Below are 25,878 nucleotides of genomic sequence, written 5' to 3'. Positions count from 1 at the left end.
GACTCCCAGACTCCTCCGCCGGAAGGCGGGAACCTCCGGCGAGCGCGCAAGGTACGGAGACCGGGTGCACCCGCCCGTTGTGGAGGGCCGGTCGGCTCAGTCGGGCTGCTGCGAGGCGATCAGACGGATGCCGCTCGCCCGCGCCTGCCAGCCGACACCGCTCGGTGCTTCCAGCACCTCGGCTCCGGTCAGCACCCGGAGATCCTGCACGCTGTTGCCGCCGTCGATCGCGATGCCGCCCTCAGGACCCTGCCGGGGCACGGCGACGCCGCCGAGCTCCTGCCTGATCACCCGGGTGCCACCACCGGGCACCGCCGTGAGCGAGGCCACGGTGCGGGCGTCGAGCCAGGTGACATCGAGCGGCGTGCCGTCGACGTCGTCGAGGCCGAGCGTCACCCGGCTCAGCGCGGTCGGGGTGCCGGCGGCATCCCGCTGGATCGAGGCGGCGACGAAGTGCGTCGTGTCGCCGTCGCCGAGGAGCGCCACGAGCCGAGTGGAGTCGCGCGAGATCTCGAGGGCCGCGATCGACGATCCCGTCCACGGCACCGGCAGTTGGATCGGGTCGAGGGACCGGTCGCCGGGGTAGACGACCAGTTGCCCGGGAAGGCCGGCGGGCACCGACCAGACCGCACCGGTGCCGTCGATCGCCGGCACGATGAGTCCGTCACGCGGGTCGAGCTGCTCGGGCTCCTCACCGGCTCGCACGACCGAGACCACCCCGTCGGCCGCACGCACGGCTGCGGCCTCGCCGTTCGCGCCGAGCGCCGCGCCGGTCGGGACCAGCGCCTCGACCTGCGGGGACAGATCGGGGATCTGCTCGACGCCCTCGCCCGACGTCGCGAGGTAGCCGAACGCCGTGCCGTCGAACACCACGGGTCGCGGATCGACCGTCGGGTTCTTCTGCGGCGCGGGCGAGAGCTGGGGCACGTCCTGCTCGACGCCGTTCAGCGACAGATCCACGGACTCGACGTTGCGCACCCCGTCGAGACTCTCCTGCAGTTGCAACTCCATGCGCTGCACGCTCGCGACGTCGTCGTCGGTCGTTCCCGAGAGGTCGACGCTCGCCACCTGGCCTTCGATGGGCACGGACCCCGAGTCGAGCCGTGTTCCCTCGGGGAACGCGGTGTGGACGCCTGCCGCGAGCCAGTCCGACGGGCCGACGAGCAGCGCGCGCACGATGCTCGTCTGGACGGAGTCGCGGCCCGCGAACCAGCGCAGATCGGGCACGAGGAATTCGAAGTCCGGAGAGAAGAAGTAGAGCGGATAGCTGCGGAAGACCTGCGCGAACGTCGTCTCGTCGACCAGCAGGCCAGGATTCGCGAACGAGATGCGCCACTGCCCGTCGTCGTTCTGCTCGAGCTTGTACTTCAGCTCGACCGGCGCACTCGACTCGGAGATGTCGTACTGCCCCGTCGCGGTGAGCTGCGCCGCCGGAGTCGCGTCGACGACGATCTCCGTCTCGCCGAGCCCGGTGAACTTCCGTTCGCCGGGCACGTCGATCGTGGCGCCGGCATTGGCACTCCACTCGTCGGCGAACGCCGGCGTGAGGTAGTCGCGCGCGGCCTGATAGTTGTTGCGCGGGCTCTGCGCGGCATCGATGAACCCCTCGACGATCTGCTGCGGCGTCGCGTCCTTCGCGGGCGGCGCCACGATCGTGTCGAGTTCGGGTGCTTCCTCGACCACGGCGGGAGAACCGGCGTTGACCCCGCCCGAACTCGGAATGGACACGCAGCCGGCGAGCAGCACCGGCACGGCGACGGCCGCGATCGCCGCAAGCACACCTCTACGCATCGTGCGCCTCCCATCGACCTGCGGGGGTCCCCTTGGCCGACGCGGCACGCCCTGCGGCATCCGTCTCGACCGTCGCCTCGGTGTCGATCGCACCCACCACACCCGTCGGCGGCGGCCCGGTGGCCTCGATGTCGGCGGGCTCGAGCGGCAGCGGCGAGACGATGTCCTCGTCTGCGGGCACGCCGGACCGCGGCAGCGTGAGACGGAACACCGTGCCGGAGCCCCGACGCGACCAGACCTCGAGGGTGCCGCCGTGGGCGACGGCGTCTTCGAGTGCGATGGCGAGCCCGAGGCCGGTGCCGCCGATCGTGCGCGTGCGGCTCGGATCGGCCCGCCAGAAGCGGTCGAAGACGCGGGCGGCCTCGTCGGCCGTCATGCCGAGCCCGTAGTCGCGCACCGACAGTGCGATCGCGGTCTCGTTGCTGTCGACGGCGACGACGATCGGACGCCCCTCGCCGTGCTCGATCGCGTTGCCGAGCAGGTTCCTGACGATGCGCCGGATGCGACGCGGGTCGACCTTCGCGTCGAGGTGCCCGCCGGGCGCCTCGAGCCGGAGTTCGCTGCCGCGACTGCGGGCGAGTTCGTGCATGGACTCGATCGCGTCGCCCGCGAGGTGCACGAGGTTCGTGGGCTCGGTCGCGAGCTCGACGGAGCCGGCGTCGTAGCGACTGATCTCGAGCAGGTCGGAGAGCAGCGTCTCGAACCGCTCGGTCTGCGTGTGCAGCAGCTCGACGGTTCGGGAGGTGGGGCCGGGGAAGTCCTCGCGCTGGCCGTAGAGCACGTCGCCCGCGAGCCGGATGGTCGTCAGCGGCGTGCGCAGCTCGTGCGAGACGTCGGAGACGAAGCGCTGCTGCATGACCGAGAGGTCGGCGAGCTCGCGGATGCGCGCCTGCAGGCTGTCGGCCATGCCGTTGAAGGAGGCGGCGAGCGTCGCGAGCTCGTCCTCGCCCTTCTCGGGCATGCGCACGCCGAGGTCGCCGGCCGCGAGCCGTCGGCTCGTGGTCGCCGCCGACCGGATCGGCTCGATCACCCAGCGCACCACGAGCAGCGTGATCGCGCTGAGCAGCACGAGCAGCGCCACCGCGCCGATCGTGCCGACGAGCTGCATGAAGGCGAGCGTCTCCTGCGCGGCGGCGAAGTTGTAGCCGATGTACAGCTCGTACTCGCCGACCCCCGGCACCGCGATCGAGCTGCCGACGACGACACCCGGGTCGCCTTCGAGGGCGACCGACTGCCAGTACTGCCCGTCGGGATCGGCGCGCACATGCTCATGGAGCTCGGGGGTGATGACCCCGCCCTGGAGGATCGGGGCGATGCGTGTGGGAGGAGCGAGCGTCACCGATGCGCCCGCCGGCTGGAAGTAGGCGATCGCCGAACTGCCCGACACGCTGCGCACCGTCTGCACGACCGCGGCCATGGACTGCTGCATCGATGCACGGTCGGCGGCATCGGAGCCCTCGAGGATCCGCTGCGCCGCGATCGTCGCCTCGTTGGCGTCGCCCAGGGCATTGTCGAGCTGCGTCTTGAAGAGGTTCGACGCGATGCTGAACGAGATGTACAGCCCGATCACGAAGATCGCGAGGGAGGAGAGCGCGAAGGTGATGACGACGGTGCGGAACTGCAGCGAGCGCCGCCACAGTTCGAGGGCGTGACGCGGCAGGTCGACGAGACGGAGCCGGATCTCGCGCCACCACCCCGTGCTGAACCCGGCAGGGGCCTCCGCCTGCGACATCCGCTCCCCTAGGTGGTCGCGCCGGCGCGATACCCGACACCGCGCACCGTCATCACGATGCGGGGGTTGTCGGGATCGTGCTCGACCTTGGCCCGGAGCCGCTGCACGTGCACGTTCACGAGCCGGGTGTCGGCCTTGTAGTGGTAGCCCCACACCTGTTCGAGCAGCATCTCGCGGGTGAAGACCTGCTGCGGCTTCGACGCCAGCGTCAGAAGCAGGTCGAACTCGAGCGGGGTGAGGTTGATGCGGGCGTCGCCGCGGCGCACCTCATGGCCTGCCGCGTCGATCGTGAGGTCGCCGATGCTGAGCGTCGACACCGCCTGATCGGGCGTGGGGCGCAGCCGCGTGCGGATGCGCGCGATCAGCTCCTTCGGGTTGAAGGGCTTGACCATGTAGTCGTCGGCGCCCGATTCGAGGCCCTTGACCACGTCGGCGGTGTCGGTCTTCGCGGTGAGCATGATGATGGGCGTGCCGGACTCGGCCCGGATGCGCCCGCACACCTCGATGCCGTCGATGCCCGGGAGCATCAGGTCGAGCAGGACGAGATCGGGCTTCGACTCGCGGAATGCGGCGAGCGCTCCCGTGCCGTCTGCGCAGAAGAAGGGCTCGAACCCCTCGGTGCGCAGCACGATGCCGATCATCTCGGCGAGGGCCGTGTCGTCATCGACGACGAGTACGCGTGGGTTCATCCTTCATTCCTGTCAGCACCGCCGGGTCACGGCTGAAACCAGTGCCTAAACCCTAGTCGCTCGGGGCGGGAAGACCACCAGAAGGCCCCTCGGCGACGCCCGGCGCGTCGGTGAAATGTGCGAGCATGGTGGGAATCCGCCGGAAGGAGCCCCACAGGTGTCAGACCACGATTGGCAGGCGCCCGGTGGTGCTCCCGTTCCGCCGCAGGTTCCGGATGTCCCGGCCGCAGCCGGGTTCGATCCTGCGGCCTTCCCGCCGCCGACCGCCGCGGCGCCCCCCATGTCCGCGGTGCCCCCGACGGCCCCCGTGCCGCCGTCGTACGGCCCCCCTCCCGTCGCCGGTGCACCACTCGGCTGGACGCCTCCGCCGAAGCCCGGCCTCCTCCCGCTGCATCCGCTCGGGTTCGGCACGTTGCTGTGGGCGCCGTTCGCGGTGCTCCGGCGCAACCCCGCAGCGACGTTCGGCACCGGACTCGTGGTGCAGCTGATCTCGGCGATCGCGACGATCGCCGTCATCGCGCCCTTCATGTTCTTCGTCGTCACCCGGGTCGAGAGCGCGAGCAGCTCCGCCGACGCCGACGCGCTGATGTCGGGCGCCGTCGGCGGCTTCCTGCTGCTCATGCTGGTGCCGATGCTGCTGTCGCTCGTCGCGAGCGCGTTCCTGCAGGGCGTCATGGTCGTCGACGTCGCGAGCGGCACGCTCGGCGACCGGCTCCGGTTCGGCGCGCTCTGGAAGGGCGCGGCGAAGCGCATCTGGCCGCTGCTCGGCTGGACCGCGATGGTCGCCGGTGCGATCACGGTCGTGTTCGGCGTGCTCGTGCTGGCCATCGTGCTCGCGGCGCTCGTCGGCCCGGCCGCGCTCCTCGTCGCCGTGCTCATCGGCCTCCTCGCCGGTCTCGGCCTGCTCGTGCTGGGCGCATGGCTCGGCACCAAGCTCTCGCTCGTGCCGAGCGTCATCGTGCTCGAGGGCGTCGGCATCCGGACGGCGATGCGACGTTCGTGGCAGCTGACCACCGGCTACTTCTGGCGCACGCTCGGCACGCTGCTCCTCGTCGGGATCATCCTCTCCATGGCCTCGCAGATCGTCGTGCAGCCGGTCTCGCTCATCGGCACGATCCTCGCCGCGATCATCGACCCGACCGGCGCGGGCGCCGCCATCGCCATCACCGTCGTGACCATGGTCGTGACCCTCGTGCTCTCGCTCCTGATCGGGGCGATCACCGCCGTCGTGCAGGCCGCCCTCGTCGCCGTCATCTACATCGACCTGCGCATGCGCACCGAAGCCCTCGACCTCGAACTCGTGCGGCACATCGAGCAGCGCGACGCCGGCATGCCGGTGACCGATCCCTACCGTGCCCCGGCGCCCGCGCCGACGCGTCCCGACGCGGCCTCCGCTCCCGCATGGCCGTGATCCGGCTGCGCGGCACCCCGCTCGACCCCGATGCGCCCGAGGCGCGTCGGTGGCTCGAAGACGAGCTGACCGGGCCCGAGTACCAGGCGGCGAAGCCGAGTCCGTTCGACGTGGCGATGCAGGCGATCCGCGACTGGTTCGTCGGGCTCTTCGACGGCGCCACCGGCCTTCCCGGCCCGCTGCTCACGCTGCTGCTGGTGCTGCTCATCACCGCCGTCGTGGTCGTGGGCCTCCTCGTCTTCGGAGTGCCGCGACTCCGGCGTCGTCGTCGGAGCGAAGTGCCGCTCTTCGACGACCACGACCTCCGCGACCTCGACACCCTTCGACGGGCGGCGACCGCGGCGGCGAGCGCAGGCGACTGGCCCCTCGCCATCGAGGAGCGATTCCGCGCCCTCGTGCGCGGTCTGGTCGAGCGCGAAGTCGTCACCGTGCATCCGGGCACCACGGCGCGGACGTTCGCGGATGCCGCGGCGGTGTCGTTCCCCGATCTGGCGGCGGAGCTGCGCGATGCGGCTGGCGGGTTCGACGGCGTGCGCTACCTCGGCCGAGCCGGCTCGCCCGACGAGTACGCCCGGGTGACGGACCTCGAGCGACGGGTCGCCGACGCGCGCCCGGCGGGGCGGGGCGACCACGAGGCATCCGCCTACGACCGGCACGCCGTCGAGGCCGCTCGATGACCGCGACGATCGAGACCCGGGACGCGAGCTCCGGGACGCCGACTGCGGGCGGCGCCGGAGGCGGCGCCACCGCACCCGCGGTGACCCCCACGGTGCGGGCGTTCCTGAAACGGCACCGCATCTGGCTCGTGATCGCCGCAGCGCTCGTCCTCGGCGCGCTCCTCGTGATGGCGATCCAGGGCGGCGCGCGCACGCCGGGCGCACCGCTCGCGGCCGACAATCCCGCTCCTGCCGGCGCGAAGGCACTCGTCGAGGTGCTCCGCGATCACGGGGTCGTCGTCACCGAGGCGCGCTCGTTCGACGCCGCGATCGACGCCATCGGCGGCACGACGACCGTGCTGCTCTACGACGAGTACGCGCTCCTCGACGAGCGCCGACTGACGGAGCTCTCCGAGGCGGCCGACCGCCTCGTCGTGGTCGAGCCGGGCTTCACCGCCCTCGAGACGCTCGCACCCGGTGTCCGGTTCGCAGGTGCCGCGAGCGGACCGATCGACGTGGTCTCGTGCGACCTCGGTCCCGCCGAGCGGGCCGGGTCGCTCTCCGACGGCCAGCGACTGGTCACCGTCGACGACGAGGCTGCCGACGACGGCTGGCAGGGCTGCTTCCGCGACGGCGAGTTCGGCTTCGCGGTCGCGACCGGTCCGGCCCCGAGCGGGGCCGAGCTCACGATCGTCGGGTCGACGAGCGTGTTCGCCAACCAGACGATCACCGAGGCGGGCAATGCCGCGCTCGCGATCGGCCTCACGGGCGGGACCGACGAACTCGTCTGGTACCTGCCCGGCCCCGGCGACGTCGATGCCGCCGACGCCCCGACCCTGGCCGAGCTCACGCCGGGCTGGGTGAGCCCCGTGATGACACTCGCGATCGTCGTCACCATCGTCGCGGGCATCTGGCAGGGGCGCCGGTTCGGACCGCTCGTCGTGGAGCGCCTCCCCGTGCACGTGCCCGCAGGCGAGACGAGCCGGGGTCGCGCCCGGCTCTACGCTCGCACGGCCGCCCGTGCGCATGCACTCGACCAGCTCCGCATCGGCACGATCGTGCGCCTCGCGCGCATGCTGCGACTGCCCCGTTCGGCCGGCGTCGACGAGGTCACGGATGCCGCGGCGCAGGCGACCGGCCGCGACGGGGCATCCGTGCACCGACTGCTCGTCGACGACCTGCCCGCCGACGATCGCACCCTCGTCGACCTCGCCGCCGGGCTCGCGGAGCTCGAGTCCGACGTGCAGCGATCCCTCGACCCGCGGAGCACCGCGAACCCCGATCGTGACGACCCCACAGGAAGGCGACCATGACCGATCCCATCTCCGCTCCGGCGATCGCTGCCACCGACGACGAGCTGCGCGCCGCACTCAACCGCGTGCGCACCGAGGTCGGCAAGGCCGTCGTCGGGCAGGACGGCGCCGTCACAGGCCTGATCATCGCCCTGCTGACGCGTGGCCACGTGCTGCTCGAGGGCGTGCCCGGCGTCGCCAAGACCCTGCTCGTGCGCACGCTCAGCCGCACGCTGCAGCTCGACACGCGACGTCTGCAGTTCACTCCCGACCTGATGCCGGGCGACGTCACGGGTTCGCTCGCCTACGACCCGCGGTCGGGCGAGTTCGCGTTCCGCGAAGGCCCGGTGTTCACGAACATCCTGCTCGCCGACGAGATCAACCGCACGCCGCCGAAGACCCAGTCGGCCCTGCTCGAGGCGATGGAGGAGCGGCAGGTCTCCGCCGACGGCGTGACCCGCCCCCTCCCCGACCCGTTCATGGTCGCGGCGACGCAGAACCCGATCGAGTACGAGGGCACCTACTCGCTGCCCGAGGCGCAGCTCGACCGGTTCCTGCTGAAGCTCGTGCTCGACGTGCCCGAGCGCGACGCCGAGCTGTCGCTGCTCCGCCGGCACGCCGACGGATTCGACCCGCACGACCTCGCCGCCGCGGGCGTCACCCCCGTGCTCGGCGCCGCCGAGCTCGCCGCGGCGCGCGCCGCGGCATCCGCGGTCCGCGTGGAGGACGACGTGCTCGGCTACCTCGTCGACCTCGCGCGTGCGACGCGACGCAGCCCGTCGATGCGGCTCGGCGTGAGCCCCCGCGGCACCACCGGGCTCCTCGCCGCGGCCAAGGCGTGGGCGTGGCTCACGGGCTACGACTCGCTCACCCCCGACCACGTGCAGGCGATGCTGCTGCCCGTCTGGCGCCATCGCGTGCAGCTCCGGCCCGAGGCCGAGCTCGAGGGCGTCTCGATCGACGCCGTGCTGCGCTCGATCATGCAACAGGTGCAGGTGCCGCTCTGAGATGACCCGGATCCTCTGATGGCACTGACCGGTCGGTTCGCCCTCCTCGTCGCGCTCGGCGTCGTTCCCGTCGTCCTGGCGGGCGCCGCCGGCGCGCCCGAGGCATGGCTCGCACTCGTCGGCTGGCTCGTGCTGGTCGTGGGGGCGGGCGTGCTCGACCTGTCGCTCGCCGCCTCGCCGCGGCGGGTGGCGCTGCGCCGCGAGCTGCCCGACCGGGTGCGGCTCGGCGAGCCCGTGACGGCCGTGCTCAGCGTCGAGAACCTGGGACAGCGGATGCTCCGCGCCACCGTGCGAGACGGCTGGGAGCCGTCGGCCGGGGTCGCCGGCCGCAACCGCACCGCGGTGCGTGTTCCCCCGTTCGAGCGCCGGCGCATCACGCTCGGGCTCACCCCGTGGCGGCGCGGCGACCGACGCAGCGAGCAGGTCACGATCCGATCGGCCGGCCCCCTCGGGCTCTGGTCGCGGCAGGCGACGCTCTCCGCGCCCGGCCGGATCCGCGTGCTCCCGCCCTTCCACTCGCGCGTGCACCTGCCGTCGCGCCTCACCCGCCTGCGCGAGCTCGACGGACGCACGCCGCTCCTCATCCGCGGCCAGGGTACGGAGTTCGACTCGATCCGCGAGTACGTGCGGGGCGACGACGTGCGTTCGATCGACTGGCGCGCCACGGCGCGGCACACCGACCCCGAGGTGCCCGGCAGCGCGCGGCTCATGGTCCGCACCTGGCGTCCCGAGCGCGACCGGCGCATCGTGATCGTGACCGACACCTCGCGCACGGCGGCCGCCCGCATCGCCGACGAACCGCGCCTCGACACCGCATTCGAGGCATCGCTCCTGCTCGCCGCGCTGGCGTCGCACGCCGGAGACAAGGTCGACTTCCTCGCCTGGGACCGCCGCCTCCGCGGCAGAGTGCACGGCGCCAGCGGTCCGGCGCTGCTCGCCCGCATGGTCGACACCATGGCGGGCATCGAAGCCGAGCTGATCGAGGCCGACTGGGCCGCCGTGCCGGCGCAGGTGCGCCGCATCACGAGTCGGCACGCGCTGGTCGTGCTGCTCACCGCAGCCGATTCGCCCGGAACCACGCGCGGACTCCTCTCGATGCTTCCGCAGTTGACCTCGCGGCACACCGTGGTCGTGGCGTCGGTCGCGGACCCCGCGCTGATCGACGCTTCGCGTGCGCGCGAGGACCTCGAGCAGGTCTTCGCGGCCGCGGCGGCCGAGCGGGGCCTGCTCGACGGCGAACGCGTCGGCGCCGCGGTGCGCCGGCTCGGCGGCCTCACCGTGACCGCGGCCCCGCAGGAGCTCCCCCCGGCGCTCGCCGACCTCTACCTCGAGCTCAAGGCCTCCGGTCGGCTCTGACCGCGTCGGACGGCAAGCGAAGACCGGCGCCGGGCGCCGGGCTTCGATGCAGTGCGACGTCGCGAGACGTCGCGAGACGCCGCGAGACGCCCCGCGACGCTGCGCGCCGCCGATGCCCAGCGAATTCACAACATTCGCGCGCAGTTCCCGCGCAGCGGGTCGAGCGATCGATAGGTTCGCTTCAGGCACCAGGGGGTTGGTGCCGATCCTGACTTGTCTCCCCCCTACGAAAGGACCACTGTGTCTGACGCATCAACGACGGTCGAGGCTCCCTCGACCGCGCAGAAGCTCACCGCCGAGTTCATCGGCACCTTCATCCTCGTCTTCGGTGTCATCGGCACCGTGTTGTTCGCCGCCGGGTTCAGCGGCGGAGAGGGCGGCCTGAACGTCGGCTTCCTCGGCGTCTCCCTGGCCCTCGGCCTCACGGTGGTCGTCGGCGCGTATGCGTTCGGCCCGATCTCGGGCGGGCACTTCAACCCCGCAGTGAGCATCGGCCTCGCCGTCGCCGGCAAGTTCTCGTGGAAGGCGGTCGGCCCGTACATCGCGGTGCAGATCCTCGGCGGCATCCTGGCGACCACCGTGCTCCTCGGCATCCTCTCGGCCGGCCCGCTGTTCGACATCGCCAAGTTCACGGGCGCCTCGACCGGTTACGACGAGCTCTCCCCCGGCGGCTACGGCCTCGGCTCGGTCTTCCTCATCGAGACCGTTGCGACGGCGATCTTCCTCTTCGTGATCCTCGGCGTCACGAGCAGCCGCGCGGCCGTCGGCTTCGCCCCGCTCGCGATCGGCCTCACGCTCACCCTGCTCGCCCTCATCGCGATCCCGGTGTCGAACGCCTCGTTCAACCCCGCCCGCTCGATCGCCACCGCACTCTACGGCGGCGGCATCGCGTGGAGCCAGCTCTGGGTGTCGATCGTCGCCCCGATCCTCGGCGCCGTCATCGCGGCCCTCATCTACAAGCTCGTCTTCGACCGCTCGAAGCAGCTCGCCGCGTAACCTCACAGTCCACGATGGCGGATGTCCCACGGGACATCCGCCATCGTCGTCTCTGCCGCCCTCGAACGACGCCGACGCTCAGCCGGCGACGATGCGCTGCGATCCTGCGTCGAATTCGACGAGGTCGCCGGTCTCGCCCGCACGGCTCGCGCGGCCGCCCAGCACGAGCATGTACGCGAGGAACCCGCCGAGCGCCACGACGCCGATGCCGATCTTGACCGGCCACGGCCACGGAGCCGGGGTGACGAAGCCCTCGATCAGCCCTGCGACGAAGAGGAAGAACACGAGGCCGATCGCAACGCTGAAGAGCGAACGGGCGTCTTCGGCGAGGGCGACGCCGCGCGGACGGCGCCCGGGCGCCACCCACGCCCAGAAGATTCGGAGACCGGCCGCCGCGGCGACGAAGACGCAGGTGAGCTCGAGGAGCCCGTGCGGCGCGATGTAGAGGAAGAACGTGTCGGCCTCGTCGTAGGCGAACATGACCGCCGCGTTGATGCCGAGGTTCTGCGCGTTCTGCAGGATCACCCACGGCACCCACACGCCCAGGATGCCGAAGGCCACGCACTGCGCCGCGATCCAGGCGTTGTTCGTCCAGACCGCTCCCGCGAACGATGCAGCGGGGTTCTCCGAGTAATAGGCGACGAAGCCCTCCTCGGCGAGCTGGCGGAGCTCCTCTTCACTGCCGAGCGCCGCGAGCACGCGCGGGTCGGCGCTGATCCACCACGCGTAGAGCGCGGCCACGACGACCGTGACGACCGCCACGGCGAGGGTCAGCCAGCGGAGCCGGTAGAGGGCGGCCGGCAGGCTCACGACCGCGAACCGCGTGAACTGCCGCAGCGGGTTCTCGGGTGCGCCGGTGAACGCCAGCCGGGCCCGGGCGAGGGTGACCGAGAGGCGGTCGCCGAGCGGCGTCGCGCCCGCCGTCGTCTGCACCAGCGAGAGGTCGGATGCCGCGCTCTGATAACGCTCGACGAGCTCGTCGGCCTCTGCGCCGTCGAGCCGGCGGCGGCGTGCGAGCGCGTCGAGCCGCTGCCAGTCGTCGTGACGGGCGGAGGCGAGCGCATCGAGGTCCATCTGCTTGAATACTACCCATGGCAGATGCCCCAGTCGTCGCACAGCGCGTGGCCCGATTCGACGACGAGGGCGTGGTCACCGGCGAGGCCGTCACGCTCGACGTGCGGCCCGCGAGCGCCATCATCCGCGCCGGCGGCGCGATCATCGACGTGCTCGTCTCCGTGCTGCTGATCGTCGGTCTGCTGCTCGCCCTCTCCGGGCTCGGCATCGACCAGACGGGCTTCCAGGCCATCCTGATCGCGGGCATCGTGACCTGCATCGTGATCGTCCCCACCGCTGTCGAGACCGCGTCGCGCGGTCGTTCCCTCGGCAAGCTCGCGCTGGGCCTCCGGGTGGTGCGCGACGACGGCGGCGCGATCGGCTTCCGGCACGCGTTCATCCGCGCGCTCACCGGCGTCGTCGAGATCTACCTGACCTTCGGCGGCCTCGCCGTGCTCGTCGGATTCCTGAATCCATCGTCGAAGCGGCTCGGCGACCTGCTCGCGGGCACCCACGGCCAGGTCGAGCGCGTGCCGAAGCTGCCGTCGACCGCGTTCGGCGTGCCGCCCCAGCTCGTGTCGTGGGCGGCGATCGCCGATGTCGCGCGCCTGCCCGACCCGTTGGCACGCCGGGTCGCCGCCTTCTTCACGAACGCCGCACACCTCGTGCCCGAGAGTCGCGCGCGCGTGGCGGCCGCCCTCGCCGCCGAGGTGGCTCCGTTCGTCTCGCCGCTGCCCGATGCGCCGCCCGAGCTCTTCCTCGCAGGAGTCGCAGCGCTCCGGCGTGAACGCGACGCCGTCGCCCTCTCACTCGTCGACGCCCGGATGGCCTCGCTGGCCCCCGTGCTCACGGCGACGCCGCCGGGCTTCCCCCAGCGCTGAGCCGTCGGCACGCCGGCACGCGACGGGACGGGCCGGTCGGATGCCGCGAGCCGCGGCATCCGCCCGCCGTCTCAGTAGCGGTAGTGGTCGACCTTGTACGGCCCCTCGACGGGAACGCCGATGTAGGCCGCCTGCTCGGGCGAGAGCTCGGTGAGCACGACGCCGAGCGCGTCGAGGTGCAGGCGGGCGACCTTCTCGTCGAGGTGCTTCGGCAGCACGTAGACGCCCACCGGGTACTGCTCGGGGCGGGTCCACAGCTCGATCTGGGCGAGCACCTGGTTCGTGAACGAGTTCGACATGACGAACGACGGATGCCCCGTGGCGTTGCCGAGGTTCATGAGGCGTCCCTCGGAGAGCACGAGGATCGAACGGCCCGACGGCAGGCGCCACTCGTGCACCTGCGGCTTGATCTCGATGCGCTCGGCACCCTCGAGCGATTCGAGCCCGGCCATGTCGATCTCGTTGTCGAAGTGGCCGACGTTCGCGACGATCGCGAGGTGCTTCATGGCGAGCATGTGCGAGGTGCGCACGACGTCCTTGTTGCCCGTGCACGTGACGAAGATGTCGACCTCGCCGACGACGTCGTCGAGGCGGGCGACCTGGTAGCCGTCCATCGACGCCTGCAGGGCGCAGATCGGGTCGACCTCGGAGACGATGACGCGGGCTCCCTGGCCGCGCAGCGCCTCGGCCGCGCCCTTGCCGACGTCACCGTAGCCGACGACGAACGCGACCTTGCCGCCCATGAGCACGTCAGTGGCGCGGTTCAGGCCGTCGGGCAGCGAGTGGCGGATGCCGTACTTGTTGTCGAACTTCGACTTCGTGACCGAGTCGTTGACGTTGATGGCCGGGAAGAGCAGCCCGCCCTCGGCGTGCAGCTCGTAGAGGCGGTGCACGCCGGTCGTGGTCTCCTCGGTGACGCCCTTCAGTTCCTCGGCGATGCGCGTCCAGCGGTCGGCGCTCAGCTCGAGGCTCGTCCGCAGCGTGTCGAGCACGACTCGGTACTCGTGGCTCGCGTCATCCGTCGCCGCGGGCACGACGCCCGCGGCCTCGAACTCGCGGCCGCGGTGCACGAGCAGTGTCGCGTCGCCGCCGTCGTCGAGGATCATGTTGGGGCCGATCCAGTCGGCGCCGGATGCCGCGGCCTCGGCCGACCAGTCGAAGATGCGGTCGGTGCACCACCAGTACTCCTCGAGCGTCTCGCCCTTCCACGCGTAGACCGGCACACCCGCAGGCGCCTCGACGGTACCCTCGGGGCCGACGACGACCGCCGCGGCCGCCTCGTCCTGCGTGGAGAAGATGTTGCAGCTGGCCCAGCGCACCTGCGCGCCGAGGGCGACGAGCGTCTCGATGAGCACGGCGGTCTGCACCGTCATGTGCAGGCTGCCGGCGATGCGAGCGCCCGCGAGCGGCTTCGACGCACCGAATTCGGCGCGGAGGGCCATGAGGCCGGGCATCTCGTTCTCGGCGAGCCGCAACTGGTGGCGGCCGGCTTCGGCGAGCGAGAGGTCGGCGACCTTGTACGGGAGGGCGGTGGTCGCGGGCAGCGTGGTCATGAGCCCATTCTGCCAGTTCGACCTCAGGCGGAGATCCGCCTCCCGGCCGGCGTCACGACCGGGTTCAGCCGCGGATGAGCGCGAGCACCTCGTCGCGGATGCCCGACATCGTCGGGGCATCCTGGCCTTCGGCGTTCAGACGCAGCAGCGGCTCGGTGTTCGACGGCCGCACGTTGAACCACCAGAAGGCCTCGTCGCCGCTCGTCATGCCCGTGACGGTGAGACCGTCGAGCTCGTCGAACTCGGCGCGATCGGTGAACGCCTCGACGATGCGCGTGTACGCGGCGGGCACGTCGTCGACGACCGAGTTGATCTCGCCCGACAGCGAGTACGGGGTGAACCTGGCGGACATCTCGGAGAGCGGAGCCTGCTGCGCGCCGAACTCGGCGAGCACGTGCATGGCGGCGAGCATGCCGTTGTCGGCGCCCCAGAAGTCGCGGAAGTAGTAGTGGGCCGAGTGCTCGCCGCCGAAGACGGCACCGGTGGCCTTCATCTGGTCCTTGATGAGCGAGTGGCCGACGCGGGTGCGCACCGGCGTCGCGCCGGCGGCCTCGATCGTCTCGGGCACGAAGCGCGAGGTGATGAGGTTGTGGATCACCGCGACATCCGATTCGCCCAGGGCCTGGACCCGGGCGATCTCGCGGAGCGCGACGATCGCGGCGACGGCCGACGGGTTCACGGCGCCGCCCTGCTCGTCGACGACGAAGCAGCGGTCGGCGTCGCCGTCGAACGCGAGTCCGAGGTCGGCACCGTGCTCGACGACCGCGCGCTGCAGGTCGACGAGGTTCGCGGGCTCGAGCGGGTTCGCCTCGTGGTTCGGGAAGGTGCCGTCGAGTTCGAAGTAGAGCGGCACGATCTCGAGCGGGAGGGCGGACAGACCTGCAGCGGTGCCGAGCACCGCGGGCACCGTGAGCCCGCCCATGCCGTTGCCCGCGTCGACGACGATCTTGAGCGGTCGGACGCCGCTGAGGTCGACGAGCGATCGAAGGTAGGCCGCGTAGTCGGCGAGCACGTCGACCGTCGTGACGGCGCCCGGCACGGCGACCTGCGCGATGCCCTGCTCGAGGTAGTCGGCCGCGCGATCGCGGATCGCGGCGAGGCCGGTGTCGAGCGAGATGCCCTGGGCGCCCGCGCGGGAGAACTTGATGCCGTTGTAGGCGGCGGGGTTGTGGCTCGCCGTGAACATCGCCGCCGGCGCGTTCATCGAACCGGAGGCGAAGTAGCTCTCATCGGTCGAGCAGAGCCCGATCGAGACGACGTCGGCGCCGCGGGAGACCGCACCGCGGGCGAAGGCCTCGGCGAAGCCAGGCGAGGAGTCGCGCATGTCGTGGCCGACGACGACGGTGCCGCCACCGGCTCCGACCTCGTCGACGAACGCCGCGGCGAGGGCTTCGACCGTCTCGGCAGTGAGCCCGTCACCCACGATTCCGCGGACGTCGTAGGCCTTCACGATCGCGTCGAGGCGCGCTCGTGCCTCGGAAGATGCAGCGGAATTCATGCCTTGAAACCTACCTCACCGATGCTGACGTGCCGCACGACCTGCCACCCGACGGGCGCCGACGTGCGCTCGGCGTGCCGGGCGCAGAGGTCGTAGCCGTGGGGCTCCCGCGTGATCGCGAGCGGGCCGAGCACGGCCATCGAATCGGCATAGTCGAACGTGAGCGTGGCAACCGCTTCGGCAGCGCAGGCAGTGCGCGAACAACGTCTCATGGCTCCACCAGAGTAGCGAGCATCGCGGCCGATCGCCGGATACGACTCGGTACGATGGAGGGCATGCCCCGCTCCCGTCGTGTCGCCTCCGAGCCGCGCTCGCCCCGACGGCTCGCCCGAGACCGCCACGGCCGCGGCCTGCGCTCGGCCGTCACCGGGCCGCACCTGCCGATGCTGCACAACCGGCTCGACGAGTTCGACGTGACGGTGGGCACGACCGCGGCCTATCTGCGTGGCCTCTGGCCCGAGCTCGAGGGCGTCGTGTTCGAGGTCGCGCAAGGGCCGGCCGAAGCCATCCACGACGACCACGTCGACCGGTGGAAGGTCTTCCACGACGAGCGTCGCATCGTCTTCTACCGCCTGCCCATCGTGCGGTTCCTGCGCCTGCAGGAGGGCGAGGAGCGGGAAGAGAAGCTGCTCATCGAGAGCTGCGTCTTCCGCGCGATCGCCGACCTGCTCGGCAAGGATCCGTGGGAACTCGCGCCAGGACGCTACCGCCACCTCTGAGCGCCTCCACGCGCCCTCGGTGACGCGCCGCTACCGCGGGAACACGCGGATGGGCGCGTCGAGCGGCCCGGGCGGCTGCACCCCGAACGACGCGAGCTCGCCATCGTCGTCGAACGACACCGAGGCGTGCACGCCGGCGATGCCCGCGAGCCTCACGATCGAGTCGGCATCGACCTCGACGGATGCCGCGGACCCCGCGTCGATCGTGAGGGCGCGGGTCGATCCATCGATCGTGAGCTGCACCTCGGCGACGGCATCGCCCTCGTTCGCGAGGTGGAGCACGGGCGAACCGCCATCGGGGATCGCGACGACCGCATCGTCGAGGAGCGGCGAGGTCGAGACCGTCCACGCGAAATCGCCCGCTGCCGCGATGTCGGCGGCACCGGGTGCCGCCGGGGCGTCCGCTCCGCCGACGGCGGCGCGCGCCGCCGCGACGATGGGCCCGTCGGCCTCGAGTCGCAACGTGTAGGCGCCGGCCTCGAGCACACCGAGCGGCACGTCGGTCGCGCGCCCCGGTTGCAGGGTCGCCTCGATCGTGGCGCCGGCGGCGCTGCCGGTCTCGGGAACCAGCCCGATCGACACGTCGACGGGTTCGTCGCCGGTGGCGAGCAGTCGGACGGCGGGGAAGGCATCGCCTTCCGCGTGATCCTCGGCGGGATCGATGCCCCCTGCCTCGGCGACCACGAACCCGGGGATGACCTGGGTGTCGGCCGGCATCGCGGCAGCGCCGGTGAGCTCGACCCCTGCCGGCGCGAGGCCGTCGACGGCGGACTGCTCGAGCGCCGCGGCGATCGTGCCGCCGGTGCTCGTGACGTGCACCACCGGCGACGTCAGGTTCGGGGCGATGCCGGCGAGCGAGACGACCCGCTGACTGCCGGCTGGCACGATGATGCCGAGCGCCGAACCGGCGTCGATCGCACCGGTCTCGCCCGTCACCCGCACGTCGACGGTCGCAGCGACATCGGTGGGGTTCGCGAGCAGCACGAGGCTCGTGCGTCCGAGCGTCGTGGCACCGGCGACGAGCCACGACTCGGAGGTCGCCTCGGCGCAGGCCGTGGCGGCGAATCCGGCGATCGTCTCGGTGTCGGCCGATTGCGACTGCGCTCCGGCGATCAGTCCGGCATCGACGGTGCCCGGCTCGACCTCGATCGCCACGGGGGTGCCGTCGCGGTCGGCGCGCGGGTTCTCGGGCGCGTCGAGCGGGGTCTCGGTGATCTCGGCGTCTTCGGGATCGGCGCCGACGGTCACGTCGGCATCGCCGATCGACGACGCGGTCGTCGCGGCGGCCGCGTCGTCGGCGAGGGTGAGCAGCGGGCCCGGGCAGACGCGCTGCTGGCGGCTCTCGGCGGGCTGCACGACGAGGGACGGCGGTGTGACCCGGTGCTCCGGCCAGGGCACGAGTGCGGCGGCTCCGAGTGCAGCCACGGCGAGCGCGGCCGCCACGAGGAATCCGGCGGCCCTGCCGCCGATGCGGGCGATGGATCGCATGCGGTCAGCGGGCATCGTCGTCTCCCTTCGTCTCGGTCGGTTGGGGCAGGTCGGATGCCCCGCTCGTGGGTTCCTCGTCGGGCGACGGGGGTTCTCCAGGCGTCGACGGCTCCGGCGCATCGGTCGCGGGTGCGTCCGGCGCCTCCGGTGGCGCCGCGTCGTCCATCGGGGCGGGGCCGGTCGAGGCTGCGGGCTCGGGCTGGTCGGCGGTCTCGGGCTCGGCCAGGTCGCCGGTCTCGGGCTCGGCCTCGGCCAGGTCGCCGGTCTCGGCCTCGGCCGGATCACCGGTCTCGGTCTCCGCAGGATCGCCGGCCTCGGTCTCGGCCTCGGGCTCGGCCGGATCACCGGTCTCGGGCGCCCCTCCGGCGGCGGCCGCCTTCCGCGACCTCACGGTCCGGCGCGGGCGGCGCTGCACGGAGCGCCGGTCGGCTTCGCGCCCGGCACCGGTCGGAATCGAGAGCAGGAGCGTCGCACCGAGCACGATGAGCTGCACGGCGCCGATGATCGCGGTGAGCGCACCGCCCGCGTTCGGCGGGATCTGCGCTGCCGGTGCGTCGGGCTCGGCGGCGCTGAACCTCCAGAGCGTTCCGAAGTCGGTCTCGCCGACCGCGATGAGGGCGGAGTTGCCGTCAAGGGCGGTGCGTGCACGGTTGGCGGTCGCCTCGGCCTCGCGATGGTCCCCCACGGGCGGGGCGAGCAACACGAAGGAGACGCCGAAGTCGCGGATCGCGGCATCCGGATCGAATCCGCTGCGGGAGGCGAGGTTGCCGGCGACCTCGGCGAGCTGCGCCTCCGATTCGCTCATCTCCTCGAGCGTCTGCTCGAGGGTCGACTGCTCATCGAGCGTCGTGCCCGTTCCGTGCTCGAGGGTCGACCGGATGCTGCCGTCGGACTCGGGCTGGATGCGCAGCGTGGTCACCCTCGGATCGGTGTCCGCCTCGGCACCGACGAATGCCGGCAGCGTCCGCTCTGCGGCAGGGCCGATCGCGGTCTCGGCGGTGGCGATGGCGAGACCTGTCGGCACCACTGCCGCGATGGTCGTCACGGCGACGAGCCATGCGATCGCGGCACCGCCCCGACGCACGGCACTCAGCGCGATGACCGCCGCGAACACCAGCCCGAGCCAGGCGAGGCTCAGCCCCGCACCGGTCCAGAGCTGCACGGCGGCCGGCCCGGCCACCGCCACCGCGATCTGGCCCGCGGCCACGGCGGTCGCGAAGCCGAGCAGCACGATGCCGAGGCTGAGCACGGCCGCACGGATGCCCGGCGCGAGCACGGCCGCCAGCGCGGCGACGATGAGCGGCACCACGAGGAGCGTCACGAGGAGCTTCGGGTCGATCACGGCGCCGTCGCCGAGCAGGGCCGACCACCCGCCCCATGGCTCGCCCGGGAATCCGAGGGCGAGCTGCCACACCGAGGGAACCGTGCTCTGGAGCGGCAGCCCGGGGTCGGCGAGCAGCGCGATCGGAGCTCCGCGTCCGAGTTGCTCGAACACGAGCGGCGCGAAGAGCACGACGGCCGGCAGGGGCAGGCCCGCGAGGCGCACGGCGGCACGACCGCTGACCGCGAGTCCGACGATCCAGGCCAGGAGCAGCGCCGGCGCGAGGCTCGGTGCTGCCGCGATCACGGCCGCGAACAACAGGGACGCCGTCGCGGCGGCCGCCCACGACGTCGCCGCACCGAACACGGCGAACGCGAGCCAGCCGAGCAGCACGTGGGCGAGCACGGCGCCCGGTCGCCCATCGCCGAGCGCCACGAGCAGTGGCGGGGCGAGTCCCCACACGAGCGCGGCGACGGCACGCACCGAGCCCCGCTCGGTCAGCCGGGAGGCGGCGAACCACGCGCCCAGTGTCGCGGCGGGCACGGCGACGAGCCAGAGCAGCACGAGTGCGAACGACGGCGCCCAGAACGCCAGCGAGCCGAGCACCGCGAGCACTCCCGCGAACGGATCGGCGGCGCCGACGAAACCGGCGCCGATGTCGCGCCATCCGTAGGCCGCGTTGCGCCACAGTTCGTCGAGACCGCTCGAGAGCGGGAGGATGCCTCCGCCGCTGAGGCCGCCGGCACCGAGCAGCCAGGAGAACAGGGCGACGCTCGCGACGACCGAGACGAGCAGCACCCATCCGCCACCGGTTCCGAGGAACTGCAGCTCGTGCTTCCTGCCCCGAGCCCTGGCGCGACGCTCCTCCGCGGCGTGCTGTCGCCGCCGGCGAACCTCGTCGGGCGGCATCCGGAGCGGCGCGATCGCCGACCACCCGGTGGTGCGCGCCGCCTTCAGCCGACGACGGGCGCGAGCGACCTTCATGCCGGAGAACATGGTGCCGAGCGCCGCGGCGAACTCGCCGGTGATCGCACCCGGCGACTTCACGAGCAGCAACCGGATCGAGCGGATGATCGCGAGCGGGAGGTAGCTCAGCCAGTGCACCGGGACCACGACGGCCGGTGCGTACACCAGGCGCCGGTGCAGCGCTGCTGCCCGCGCGGCGCGGGTACGGCGCCGGGTCGCACGGGCGCGCGGATCGGCGGACGGCCCGACGACGCCGTCGCCGGCGAACCGCACGTGCGCGTCGGGCACGACCGAGACCCGGTGGCCGGCGAGGCGCGCCCTGATCGAGAAGTCGAGGGCGTCGTCGACGGTGGTCAGCGCCGGGTCGAAGCCGTCGAGCGAACGCCACACCGTGTGCCGCACGAGGATCGCGGCGGAATCGAGCCCGAGCACGTCACTGAGGCCGTCGTGCTGCCCCTGGTCGAGCTCCCCCGCGACGAGCGCGACGCTGCGACCGAACCGGGTCATCGTTCGGCCGAAGGTCGCGATGCGGTCCGGGTCGTCCCATTCGCGGAGCTTCGGCCCGGCGATCGCCACGGACTTCGCCGTCTCGAGCGTTGCGACGAGTCGTTCGAGCGCTTCGGGCGCCGGAGCGGTGTCCTCTGCGAGGAGCCACAGCGCATCCGCGTCCGACTCCGGCGCGTCGAGCACCCGGTCGGCCGCGCGCACGGCCTCGCCGAACGAGAGACGCTGCGAGAGTTCGACGATATGCGTCGGCGACGCGGCCGCGGCGATCTCACGCGCGCCGGCATCGGCTTCCGTGAGCACGACGACGAGGGCATCGGGGGCGCGGCGCTGGGCTCGAATCGCTTCGAGGGAGCGTCTGAGGTGGTCGCCACCGTGATGTGCGACGAGGACGGCGGTGACTCTGGGGAACATCGGGGTCAGCCTAGGCGGCACACCCCGCGGCATCCGTCACCGCTCCGGGCGTGCCTCGAAACCGCGAGTCGAATGTGCGGCGATCGCGACGCGCGTGCTCGCCCCGGCGATCCCGGCGGATGCGAACGCGCAGGGCCGCCGAACACGACGGTCTCGGATGCACGACACGAACAGGACGAACGCGAGCGCGGGGCCCGCCGAAGCAGGCCCCACGACTCAGACCGCTCGTTTGCGGAGCTTGCGCCGCTCCCGTTCGGAGAGCCCGCCCCAGATGCCGAAACGCTCGTCGTTGCCGAGCGCGTACTCGAGGCACTGATTGCGCACCTCGCATCCGGTGCAGATCTTCTTCGCGTCCCGCGTCGATCCGCCCTTTTCAGGGAAGAACGCCTCGGGATCTGTCTGCGCGCATAGCGCGTCGCTCTGCCATGCCAACGGATTGTCATCGTCTGAGACCGAACGAACCCCCGGAACGCCCAGCCTGACCGGATCGACGAACCAATCGTCAGGTACTCCAGAACGATATTCAGGATTGCTCATATCGTCTCCCACCCAGTTGTACCGACCACCCAGAGGGTGTGTCACGACCAATTACACCGGTGTAATTCCCGTGAGTCAAGTCGCAGATGGTAAACCCTCAATGCGCCGTCGAGGCTTGATGACCCGCTCGACACGCCGGGACGTTGAGCAGACGTTATGAATCGGATGCTGCGCGGCGGGCCTGCCAGGCGCTTTCGACCATCTCGGAGAGGGTGTGCCGCATGCGCCAATCGAGGTCGCGTGCCGCGAGCTCGCCGGATGCGACGATGCGCGCGGGGTCCCCGGCGCGACGCTCGACGGTCTCGGGCGAGAACTCGATACCGGTGACCTCGGCGACCGCACGCATGATCTCACCGACCGAGACACCGTCTCCGGAGCCGAGGTTGTAGACGGGTTCGAGGGTGTCGCCGGCCTCGAGTCTCCGAGCCGCGACGACATGCGCCTCCGCGAGATCGGCGACGTGGATGTAGTCGCGCACGCAGGTGCCGTCGGGTGTCGGGTAGTCGCCGCCGTTGATGCGGGGGGTGCGACCGTCGAGCAGCGCGTCGAAGACGAGCGGGAAGAGGTTGTGCGGGCTGACGTCGAAGACGTCGGGCGTGCCGGAGCCGACGACGTTGAAGTAGCGCAGACTCGTGTGGCGGAGACCGGCGGCCTTCGCCTGGTCGGCGAGCAGCCACTCGCCGATGAGCTTCGACTCGCCGTAGGGCGACTCCGGGTGCTTCGGCGTCAGCTCGGTGACGAGATCGACGTCGGGCGTGCCGTACACGGCGGCGCTCGATGAGAAGACGATGCGATCGACGCCCTTCGACTCCATCGCCGCGAGCAGCGTGGTGGTGCCGGTGACGTTCTGCCGGTAGGTGTGCAGCGGACGCTGCACCGAGACGCCCGCGTACTTGAAGCCGGCGAGGTGCACGACACCCGTGACGCCGTGCTCTTCGATCGCGCGCTCGATGGCCGCGCCGTCGAGGATGCTGCCGTGGACGAACGGGGTCCCGGCCGGCACGAACTCGCTCCGCCCCGAGGACAGGTCGTCGAGCACCACGGCTCCGATTCCCTGCGCCGCGAATGCACGTACGACATGCGCGCCGATGTAGCCCGCTCCCCCGGTGACCAGCCAGCTCATGTTCCCACCTTCCGGCACGGCGTCTCCGCACCGGAACGATCGTATCCGGGGTCTGCCTCGCGCTCGCCCGGGAGGCGATCGGGCCCGCGCCGGAGGCGCTCGGGGATGCGCCGGGAGGCGCTCAGGGACTGCGCCGGGAAGCGCTCAGACGGTTCGTGTGGGCTGGTTCTCGGCGTGACGGTTGCGGTCGCGGATCTCGGGTCGACCGTAGCCATCGGTGTCGAGGCGGAGCACGGTGGCGAGCACACCCCAGACGGCGAGTCCCGCAAGGACGAGGAAGATGATCGTGGTCATGGCAGTAAATCTATGACTTGTGAGATCCTGCCGAAAGTGGCAGAGTAGCCATCAAACGACCTATTCCTGCCAACGGAGGCCGCCGTGCTCCAGACCATCGCCTGCATCGCCATGCCCCAGATGGCGCCGTTCGAATTCGGCGTGCTCTGCGAGGTGTTCGGCATCGACCGCAGCGACACCGGCGGCCCCACGTTCGACTTCCACGTCGTCGCCGCGGAGCCCGGGGCGATCCCCACCAAGCTCGGCTTCGACATCGTCGTGCACGAGGGACTCGACTTCGCTCGCACGGCCGACCTGGTCGCCGTGCCTGCCGCCCTCATCGACGAGCCCGTCGACGACCGGGTCTCCGAGGTGCTGCGCGACGCGGTCGAGCGCGGCGCGTGGGTGCTCTCGGTCTGCTCCGGCGCCTTCACGCTCGGCCGGGCCGGCGTGCTCGACGGTCGGCGTGCTACCACGCACTGGATGTACACGGAGCGGCTCGCCGAGATGTTCCCCCAAGCCGACGTCGACGCCGACGTGCTCTTCGTGCAGGACGGCAAGGTCGTCACCGGAGCGGGCACGGCCGCGGGCATCGACGCGGCGCTCCACATCGTGCGCACCGAACTCGGGGCGAGCGCCGCGAACATGATCGCGCGCCGCATGGTCGTGCCCCCGCAGCGCGACGGCGGCCAGTCGCAGTTCATCCAGACTCCCATCGCCGAGTGCCGAAGCGACTCCTTCGCCAAGATCACCGAGTGGATGGTCGAGCACCTCGACGAAGACCTCACCGTCGACCTCCTCGCACGCAAGGCGCTCATGTCGCCGCGCACGTTCGCACGGCGGTTCCGGGCCGAGACCGGCACGACGCCCAACGCCTGGCTCAACCGCCAGCGATTGCTGCGGGCTCAGCAGCTGCTCGAGGAGACCTCGTTCACCCTCGAGGAGATCGCACGGGACACCGGCTTCGGCGCGGCCGCCGTCATGCGGCACCACTTCGTGAAGGTGCTGCAGACGACGCCGACGGCGTACCGCCGGCTCTTCGGCATGCGGGTCGCCTCCTAGACGGAGGGCTGCACCGTAGTCCCCGTCGTCGCGATCCAGGCGATGCCGGGGCCGCTGATCTCGAGCGCTGCCTCGTCGGGCGTCACGTACACCGATTCGCCTCGCCCGAGCGCGACGGACGCCCCGGTGCCGCCGCTGATCACGACGTCGGCGCCTTCGACGACGACGATCGCCGGCCCTTCGAGGGAGACGCGCGAACGCCCCACGGCGCCTGCCGCCGGCTCGACCCGGTACAGCTCGAAGTCGGGCACGCCGGGGCGATACGAAGTCACTCCCGGCGAGACCTCCACCGGGGCGAGATACGGCGGGGCGATCGGCGTGAAGTCGAGCACGTCGAGCAGTTCAGCCACGTCGATGTGTTTCGGCGTGAGGCCACCGCGCAGCACGTTGTCGCTTGCCGCCATGAGCTCGATGCCGAGGCCGTCGAGGTAGGCGTGGATGTTGCCCGCCGCGAGATACAGCGCCTCGCCGCGCACGAGGCGCACCCGGTTCAGCAGCAGCGAGATGACGACACCGGCGTCGCCCGGGTAGGCGTCGGCGAGTGCGCCGACCGTCTCGAACGACAGCACGTAGCGCGAGGCGAGGGCGGTTTCGGATGCCGCGAGTGCTGTTACCCGGTCAATGACCCACGACGCCTCGCCCGTGTCACCGCCGCGGCCGTCGCGCAGCAGCCACTCGACGGTGTCGCGGAGTGCGTGCTCGCCAGACAGGTGGGATTCGAGCAGATCGAGTGCACCGGGGTCGGGCTCGGGCGCCTCGGCATCCGCTGCCCGAAGCACCTCGAGCACGCCGCGCACTTCATCGAGTGGCCGGAATCCCGAAAGGGCATCGAAGGTGTCACTCACCGCGACGATGAGCTCGGGCTTGTGGAACTCGTCCTTGTAGTTGCGGTCGTACGCGGTCAGCGGCACGCCATCGGCCTCTTCGCGGGCGTACCCGGCGCGAGCCTGAGCGGGTGTGGGGTGCGCCTGCAGTGATAGCGGCGCCGCCGCTGCAAGCACCTTCATGAGGAAGGGCAACCGCGCAGCTTCGGCGAGACGGGTACCAAGCGACTGTTCGGGGTCGGCCTCGATCCAGGCAGCGAGATCGGCGTGGCCGACGGATGCTGGGTCGAGCAGATGCGCCGGCGAGCCCGGGTGCGCTCCAAGCCAGAGTTCTGCCTCGGGCGACCCTGTGGCCTCGAGTCCGCGGAACCCCGCAATCGCCGCGGTCGAGCCCCATGCGTAGTCCCGTGGAGTATTGCCGATCACCATGAACATGCTCGAGGGGTCCTCTCGGTCGTCTGGATCAAAACTACCAAGACTCAGCGCCGCCCTGATCGAGCATGCACCCCTCCGGCCATACGGTGGAAAGAAGAAGGTGAGGAGTCTGGAATAATGTGCTGGCGCGGCGCCCCGCCGACCGATTGGCAACATTTGTTGCAGAGGAACCCATGAACCAAGATACGACCACCCCCGGCGCGGAACTGTTGGCCGAACCGGTTGAAGATTTGCATGCACGCCTTCGGGTGGCCGAGTCGGATGTAGAGCGCTTGCGAGTGCTTGCTGAGTCGTACC

22 protein-coding genes are annotated in these 25,878 nt (G+C 71.5%); 9 read left to right on the top strand and 13 right to left on the bottom strand.

The features are described from left to right. Nucleotides 1–96 precede the first annotated feature (96 nt). Genes BUR99_RS01480 through mtrA form a run of 3 tightly spaced genes read right to left on the bottom strand, consistent with a single transcriptional unit; the run spans nt 97 to nt 4,212 of the window. Nucleotides 97–1,791, bottom strand: coding sequence for an LpqB family beta-propeller domain-containing protein (locus tag BUR99_RS01480; protein WP_074258612.1), 1,695 nt, complete (start codon nt 1,789–1,791; stop codon nt 97–99). Then, nucleotides 1,784–3,523 (bottom strand): MtrAB system histidine kinase MtrB, encoded by a 1,740-nt coding sequence (gene mtrB, locus BUR99_RS01475; RefSeq protein WP_074258611.1) that lies wholly within the window; start codon nt 3,521–3,523, stop codon nt 1,784–1,786. The genes BUR99_RS01480 and mtrB overlap by 8 nt, the downstream gene beginning before the upstream one ends. 8 nt (nt 3,524–3,531) lie before the next feature. Beyond that, nucleotides 3,532–4,212: an MtrAB system response regulator MtrA gene (gene mtrA, locus BUR99_RS01470; protein WP_074258610.1), complete on the bottom strand. Its 681-nt coding sequence runs from the start codon at nt 4,210–4,212 to the stop codon at nt 3,532–3,534. A 157-nt stretch (nt 4,213–4,369) separates the two neighbouring features. On the opposite strand from mtrA, the gene BUR99_RS01465 reads away from it, so the two are divergent. The 6 genes from BUR99_RS01465 to aqpZ all read left to right on the top strand — a co-directional run bounded on the left by BUR99_RS01465 (nt 4,370) and on the right by aqpZ (nt 10,930). After that, the gene (locus BUR99_RS01465; RefSeq protein WP_143231336.1) at nt 4,370–5,623 is read left to right on the top strand and encodes a glycerophosphoryl diester phosphodiesterase membrane domain-containing protein; all 1,254 of its coding nucleotides are present in this window, start codon (nt 4,370–4,372) and stop codon (nt 5,621–5,623) included. After that, nucleotides 5,614–6,300 (top strand): DUF4129 domain-containing protein, encoded by a 687-nt coding sequence (locus BUR99_RS01460; RefSeq protein WP_074258609.1) that lies wholly within the window; start codon nt 5,614–5,616, stop codon nt 6,298–6,300. The genes BUR99_RS01465 and BUR99_RS01460 overlap by 10 nt, the downstream gene beginning before the upstream one ends. After that, nucleotides 6,297–7,592, top strand: coding sequence for a DUF4350 domain-containing protein (locus BUR99_RS01455; RefSeq protein WP_084183510.1), 1,296 nt, complete (start codon nt 6,297–6,299; stop codon nt 7,590–7,592). Before BUR99_RS01460 ends, BUR99_RS01455 begins: the two co-directional genes overlap by 4 nt. After that, a complete protein-coding gene (locus tag BUR99_RS01450) occupies nt 7,589–8,578 on the top strand; it encodes an AAA family ATPase (RefSeq protein ID WP_074258608.1) in 990 nt (329 codons plus the stop codon). Before BUR99_RS01455 ends, BUR99_RS01450 begins: the two co-directional genes overlap by 4 nt. 18 nt (nt 8,579–8,596) lie before the next feature. Beyond that, a complete protein-coding gene (locus tag BUR99_RS01445) occupies nt 8,597–9,934 on the top strand; it encodes a DUF58 domain-containing protein (protein WP_074258607.1) in 1,338 nt (445 codons plus the stop codon). 240 nt (nt 9,935–10,174) lie between these two features. Next, entirely contained in the window at nt 10,175–10,930 is a 756-nt protein-coding gene (gene aqpZ, locus BUR99_RS01440; RefSeq protein WP_074258606.1) for an aquaporin Z, read from the top strand. Between the two features lie 78 nt (nt 10,931–11,008). Here the strand turns inward: aqpZ and BUR99_RS01435 are convergent, their stop codons facing one another. Then, nucleotides 11,009–12,004 (bottom strand): stage II sporulation protein M, encoded by a 996-nt coding sequence (locus BUR99_RS01435; RefSeq protein WP_074258605.1) that lies wholly within the window; start codon nt 12,002–12,004, stop codon nt 11,009–11,011. Between the two features lie 17 nt (nt 12,005–12,021). On the opposite strand from BUR99_RS01435, the gene BUR99_RS01430 reads away from it, so the two are divergent. Next, complete coding sequence (locus tag BUR99_RS01430) at nt 12,022–12,864, top strand: RDD family protein (protein WP_074258604.1); 843 nt, start codon at nt 12,022–12,024, stop codon at nt 12,862–12,864. A 71-nt stretch (nt 12,865–12,935) separates the two neighbouring features. On the opposite strand, the gene ahcY is transcribed toward BUR99_RS01430, so the two are convergent. From ahcY to BUR99_RS01415, 3 genes are all read right to left on the bottom strand, one after another. Then, entirely contained in the window at nt 12,936–14,417 is a 1,482-nt protein-coding gene (gene ahcY / locus BUR99_RS01425) for an adenosylhomocysteinase (protein WP_074258603.1), read from the bottom strand. A 64-nt stretch (nt 14,418–14,481) separates the two neighbouring features. Beyond that, nucleotides 14,482–15,915, bottom strand: coding sequence for a phosphomannomutase/phosphoglucomutase (locus BUR99_RS01420; RefSeq protein ID WP_074258602.1), 1,434 nt, complete (start codon nt 15,913–15,915; stop codon nt 14,482–14,484). Next, nucleotides 15,912–16,127 (bottom strand): DUF3499 family protein, encoded by a 216-nt coding sequence (locus BUR99_RS01415; RefSeq protein WP_074258601.1) that lies wholly within the window; start codon nt 16,125–16,127, stop codon nt 15,912–15,914. Before BUR99_RS01415 ends, BUR99_RS01420 begins: the two co-directional genes overlap by 4 nt. 63 nt (nt 16,128–16,190) lie before the next feature. Here BUR99_RS01415 and BUR99_RS01410 point away from each other — a divergent pair, with 63 nt between their 5' ends. Beyond that, a complete protein-coding gene (locus BUR99_RS01410) occupies nt 16,191–16,634 on the top strand; it encodes a hypothetical protein (RefSeq protein WP_074259402.1) in 444 nt (147 codons plus the stop codon). 30 nt (nt 16,635–16,664) lie between these two features. On the opposite strand, the gene BUR99_RS01405 is transcribed toward BUR99_RS01410, so the two are convergent. The 5 genes from BUR99_RS01405 to BUR99_RS20155 all read right to left on the bottom strand — a co-directional run bounded on the left by BUR99_RS01405 (nt 16,665) and on the right by BUR99_RS20155 (nt 23,281). Continuing rightward, the gene (locus BUR99_RS01405) at nt 16,665–18,137 is read right to left on the bottom strand and encodes a DUF5719 family protein (RefSeq protein ID WP_074258600.1); all 1,473 of its coding nucleotides are present in this window, start codon (nt 18,135–18,137) and stop codon (nt 16,665–16,667) included. Beyond that, entirely contained in the window at nt 18,127–21,327 is a 3,201-nt protein-coding gene (locus tag BUR99_RS01400; RefSeq protein ID WP_074258599.1) for a glycosyltransferase, read from the bottom strand. Before BUR99_RS01400 ends, BUR99_RS01405 begins: the two co-directional genes overlap by 11 nt. Nucleotides 21,328–21,543: 216 nt before the next feature. Beyond that, nucleotides 21,544–21,864 carry a WhiB family transcriptional regulator gene (locus tag BUR99_RS01395; protein WP_074258598.1) on the bottom strand — a complete coding sequence of 107 codons (321 nt, stop codon included), beginning with the start codon at nt 21,862–21,864 and terminating at the stop codon, nt 21,544–21,546. A 154-nt stretch (nt 21,865–22,018) separates the two neighbouring features. Then, complete coding sequence (gene galE, locus BUR99_RS01390) at nt 22,019–22,987, bottom strand: UDP-glucose 4-epimerase GalE (RefSeq protein ID WP_074258597.1); 969 nt, start codon at nt 22,985–22,987, stop codon at nt 22,019–22,021. 144 nt (nt 22,988–23,131) lie between these two features. Next, nucleotides 23,132–23,281: a hypothetical protein gene (locus tag BUR99_RS20155; RefSeq protein ID WP_159440933.1), complete on the bottom strand. Its 150-nt coding sequence runs from the start codon at nt 23,279–23,281 to the stop codon at nt 23,132–23,134. A gap of 84 nt (nt 23,282–23,365) precedes the next feature. Between BUR99_RS20155 and BUR99_RS01385 the strand changes: the two genes are divergently transcribed. After that, on the top strand, nt 23,366–24,322 hold the full coding sequence (locus tag BUR99_RS01385; protein ID WP_074258596.1) for a GlxA family transcriptional regulator: 957 nt from the start codon (nt 23,366–23,368) through the stop codon (nt 24,320–24,322). On the opposite strand, the gene manA is transcribed toward BUR99_RS01385, so the two are convergent. Continuing rightward, the gene (manA, locus tag BUR99_RS01380; RefSeq protein WP_074258595.1) at nt 24,319–25,581 is read right to left on the bottom strand and encodes a mannose-6-phosphate isomerase, class I; all 1,263 of its coding nucleotides are present in this window, start codon (nt 25,579–25,581) and stop codon (nt 24,319–24,321) included. The two genes, BUR99_RS01385 and manA, sit on opposite strands and share 4 nt — an antisense overlap. Nucleotides 25,582–25,878: the final 297 nt, after the last annotated feature.

Source organism: Agromyces cerinus subsp. cerinus (assembly GCF_900142065.1).
GTDB classification, from domain to species: domain Bacteria; phylum Actinomycetota; class Actinomycetes; order Actinomycetales; family Microbacteriaceae; genus Agromyces; species Agromyces cerinus.
Note: the sequence above shows the minus strand (reverse complement) of the source record. Positions and strands in the feature narration are given on the sequence as shown.

What these genes read in the sequence shown, in the direction of transcription:
- BUR99_RS01400 (WP_074258599.1), bottom strand. Translation starts at nt 21,327, where the DNA reads ATGTTCCCCAGAGTCACCGCCGTCCTCGTCGCACATCACGGTGGCGAC.
- BUR99_RS01410 (WP_074259402.1), top strand. Translation starts at nt 16,191, where the DNA reads ATGCCCCGCTCCCGTCGTGTCGCCTCCGAGCCGCGCTCGCCCCGACGG.
- BUR99_RS01405 (WP_074258600.1), bottom strand. Translation starts at nt 18,137, where the DNA reads ATGCCCGCTGACCGCATGCGATCCATCGCCCGCATCGGCGGCAGGGCC.
- BUR99_RS01445 (WP_074258607.1), top strand. Translation starts at nt 8,597, where the DNA reads ATGGCACTGACCGGTCGGTTCGCCCTCCTCGTCGCGCTCGGCGTCGTT.
- BUR99_RS01435 (WP_074258605.1), bottom strand. Translation starts at nt 12,004, where the DNA reads ATGGACCTCGATGCGCTCGCCTCCGCCCGTCACGACGACTGGCAGCGG.
- BUR99_RS01460 (WP_074258609.1), top strand. Translation starts at nt 5,614, where the DNA reads ATGGCCGTGATCCGGCTGCGCGGCACCCCGCTCGACCCCGATGCGCCC.
- BUR99_RS01430 (WP_074258604.1), top strand. Translation starts at nt 12,022, where the DNA reads ATGGCAGATGCCCCAGTCGTCGCACAGCGCGTGGCCCGATTCGACGAC.
- BUR99_RS01415 (WP_074258601.1), bottom strand. Translation starts at nt 16,127, where the DNA reads ATGAGACGTTGTTCGCGCACTGCCTGCGCTGCCGAAGCGGTTGCCACG.
- manA (WP_074258595.1), bottom strand. Translation starts at nt 25,581, where the DNA reads ATGTTCATGGTGATCGGCAATACTCCACGGGACTACGCATGGGGCTCG.
- BUR99_RS01480 (WP_074258612.1), bottom strand. Translation starts at nt 1,791, where the DNA reads ATGCGTAGAGGTGTGCTTGCGGCGATCGCGGCCGTCGCCGTGCCGGTG.
- BUR99_RS01420 (WP_074258602.1), bottom strand. Translation starts at nt 15,915, where the DNA reads ATGAATTCCGCTGCATCTTCCGAGGCACGAGCGCGCCTCGACGCGATC.
- BUR99_RS01450 (WP_074258608.1), top strand. Translation starts at nt 7,589, where the DNA reads ATGACCGATCCCATCTCCGCTCCGGCGATCGCTGCCACCGACGACGAG.
- BUR99_RS20155 (WP_159440933.1), bottom strand. Translation starts at nt 23,281, where the DNA reads ATGACCACGATCATCTTCCTCGTCCTTGCGGGACTCGCCGTCTGGGGT.
- BUR99_RS01395 (WP_074258598.1), bottom strand. Translation starts at nt 21,864, where the DNA reads ATGAGCAATCCTGAATATCGTTCTGGAGTACCTGACGATTGGTTCGTC.
- BUR99_RS01455 (WP_084183510.1), top strand. Translation starts at nt 6,297, where the DNA reads ATGACCGCGACGATCGAGACCCGGGACGCGAGCTCCGGGACGCCGACT.
- galE (WP_074258597.1), bottom strand. Translation starts at nt 22,987, where the DNA reads ATGAGCTGGCTGGTCACCGGGGGAGCGGGCTACATCGGCGCGCATGTC.
- mtrA (WP_074258610.1), bottom strand. Translation starts at nt 4,212, where the DNA reads ATGAACCCACGCGTACTCGTCGTCGATGACGACACGGCCCTCGCCGAG.
- ahcY (WP_074258603.1), bottom strand. Translation starts at nt 14,417, where the DNA reads ATGACCACGCTGCCCGCGACCACCGCCCTCCCGTACAAGGTCGCCGAC.
- mtrB (WP_074258611.1), bottom strand. Translation starts at nt 3,523, where the DNA reads ATGTCGCAGGCGGAGGCCCCTGCCGGGTTCAGCACGGGGTGGTGGCGC.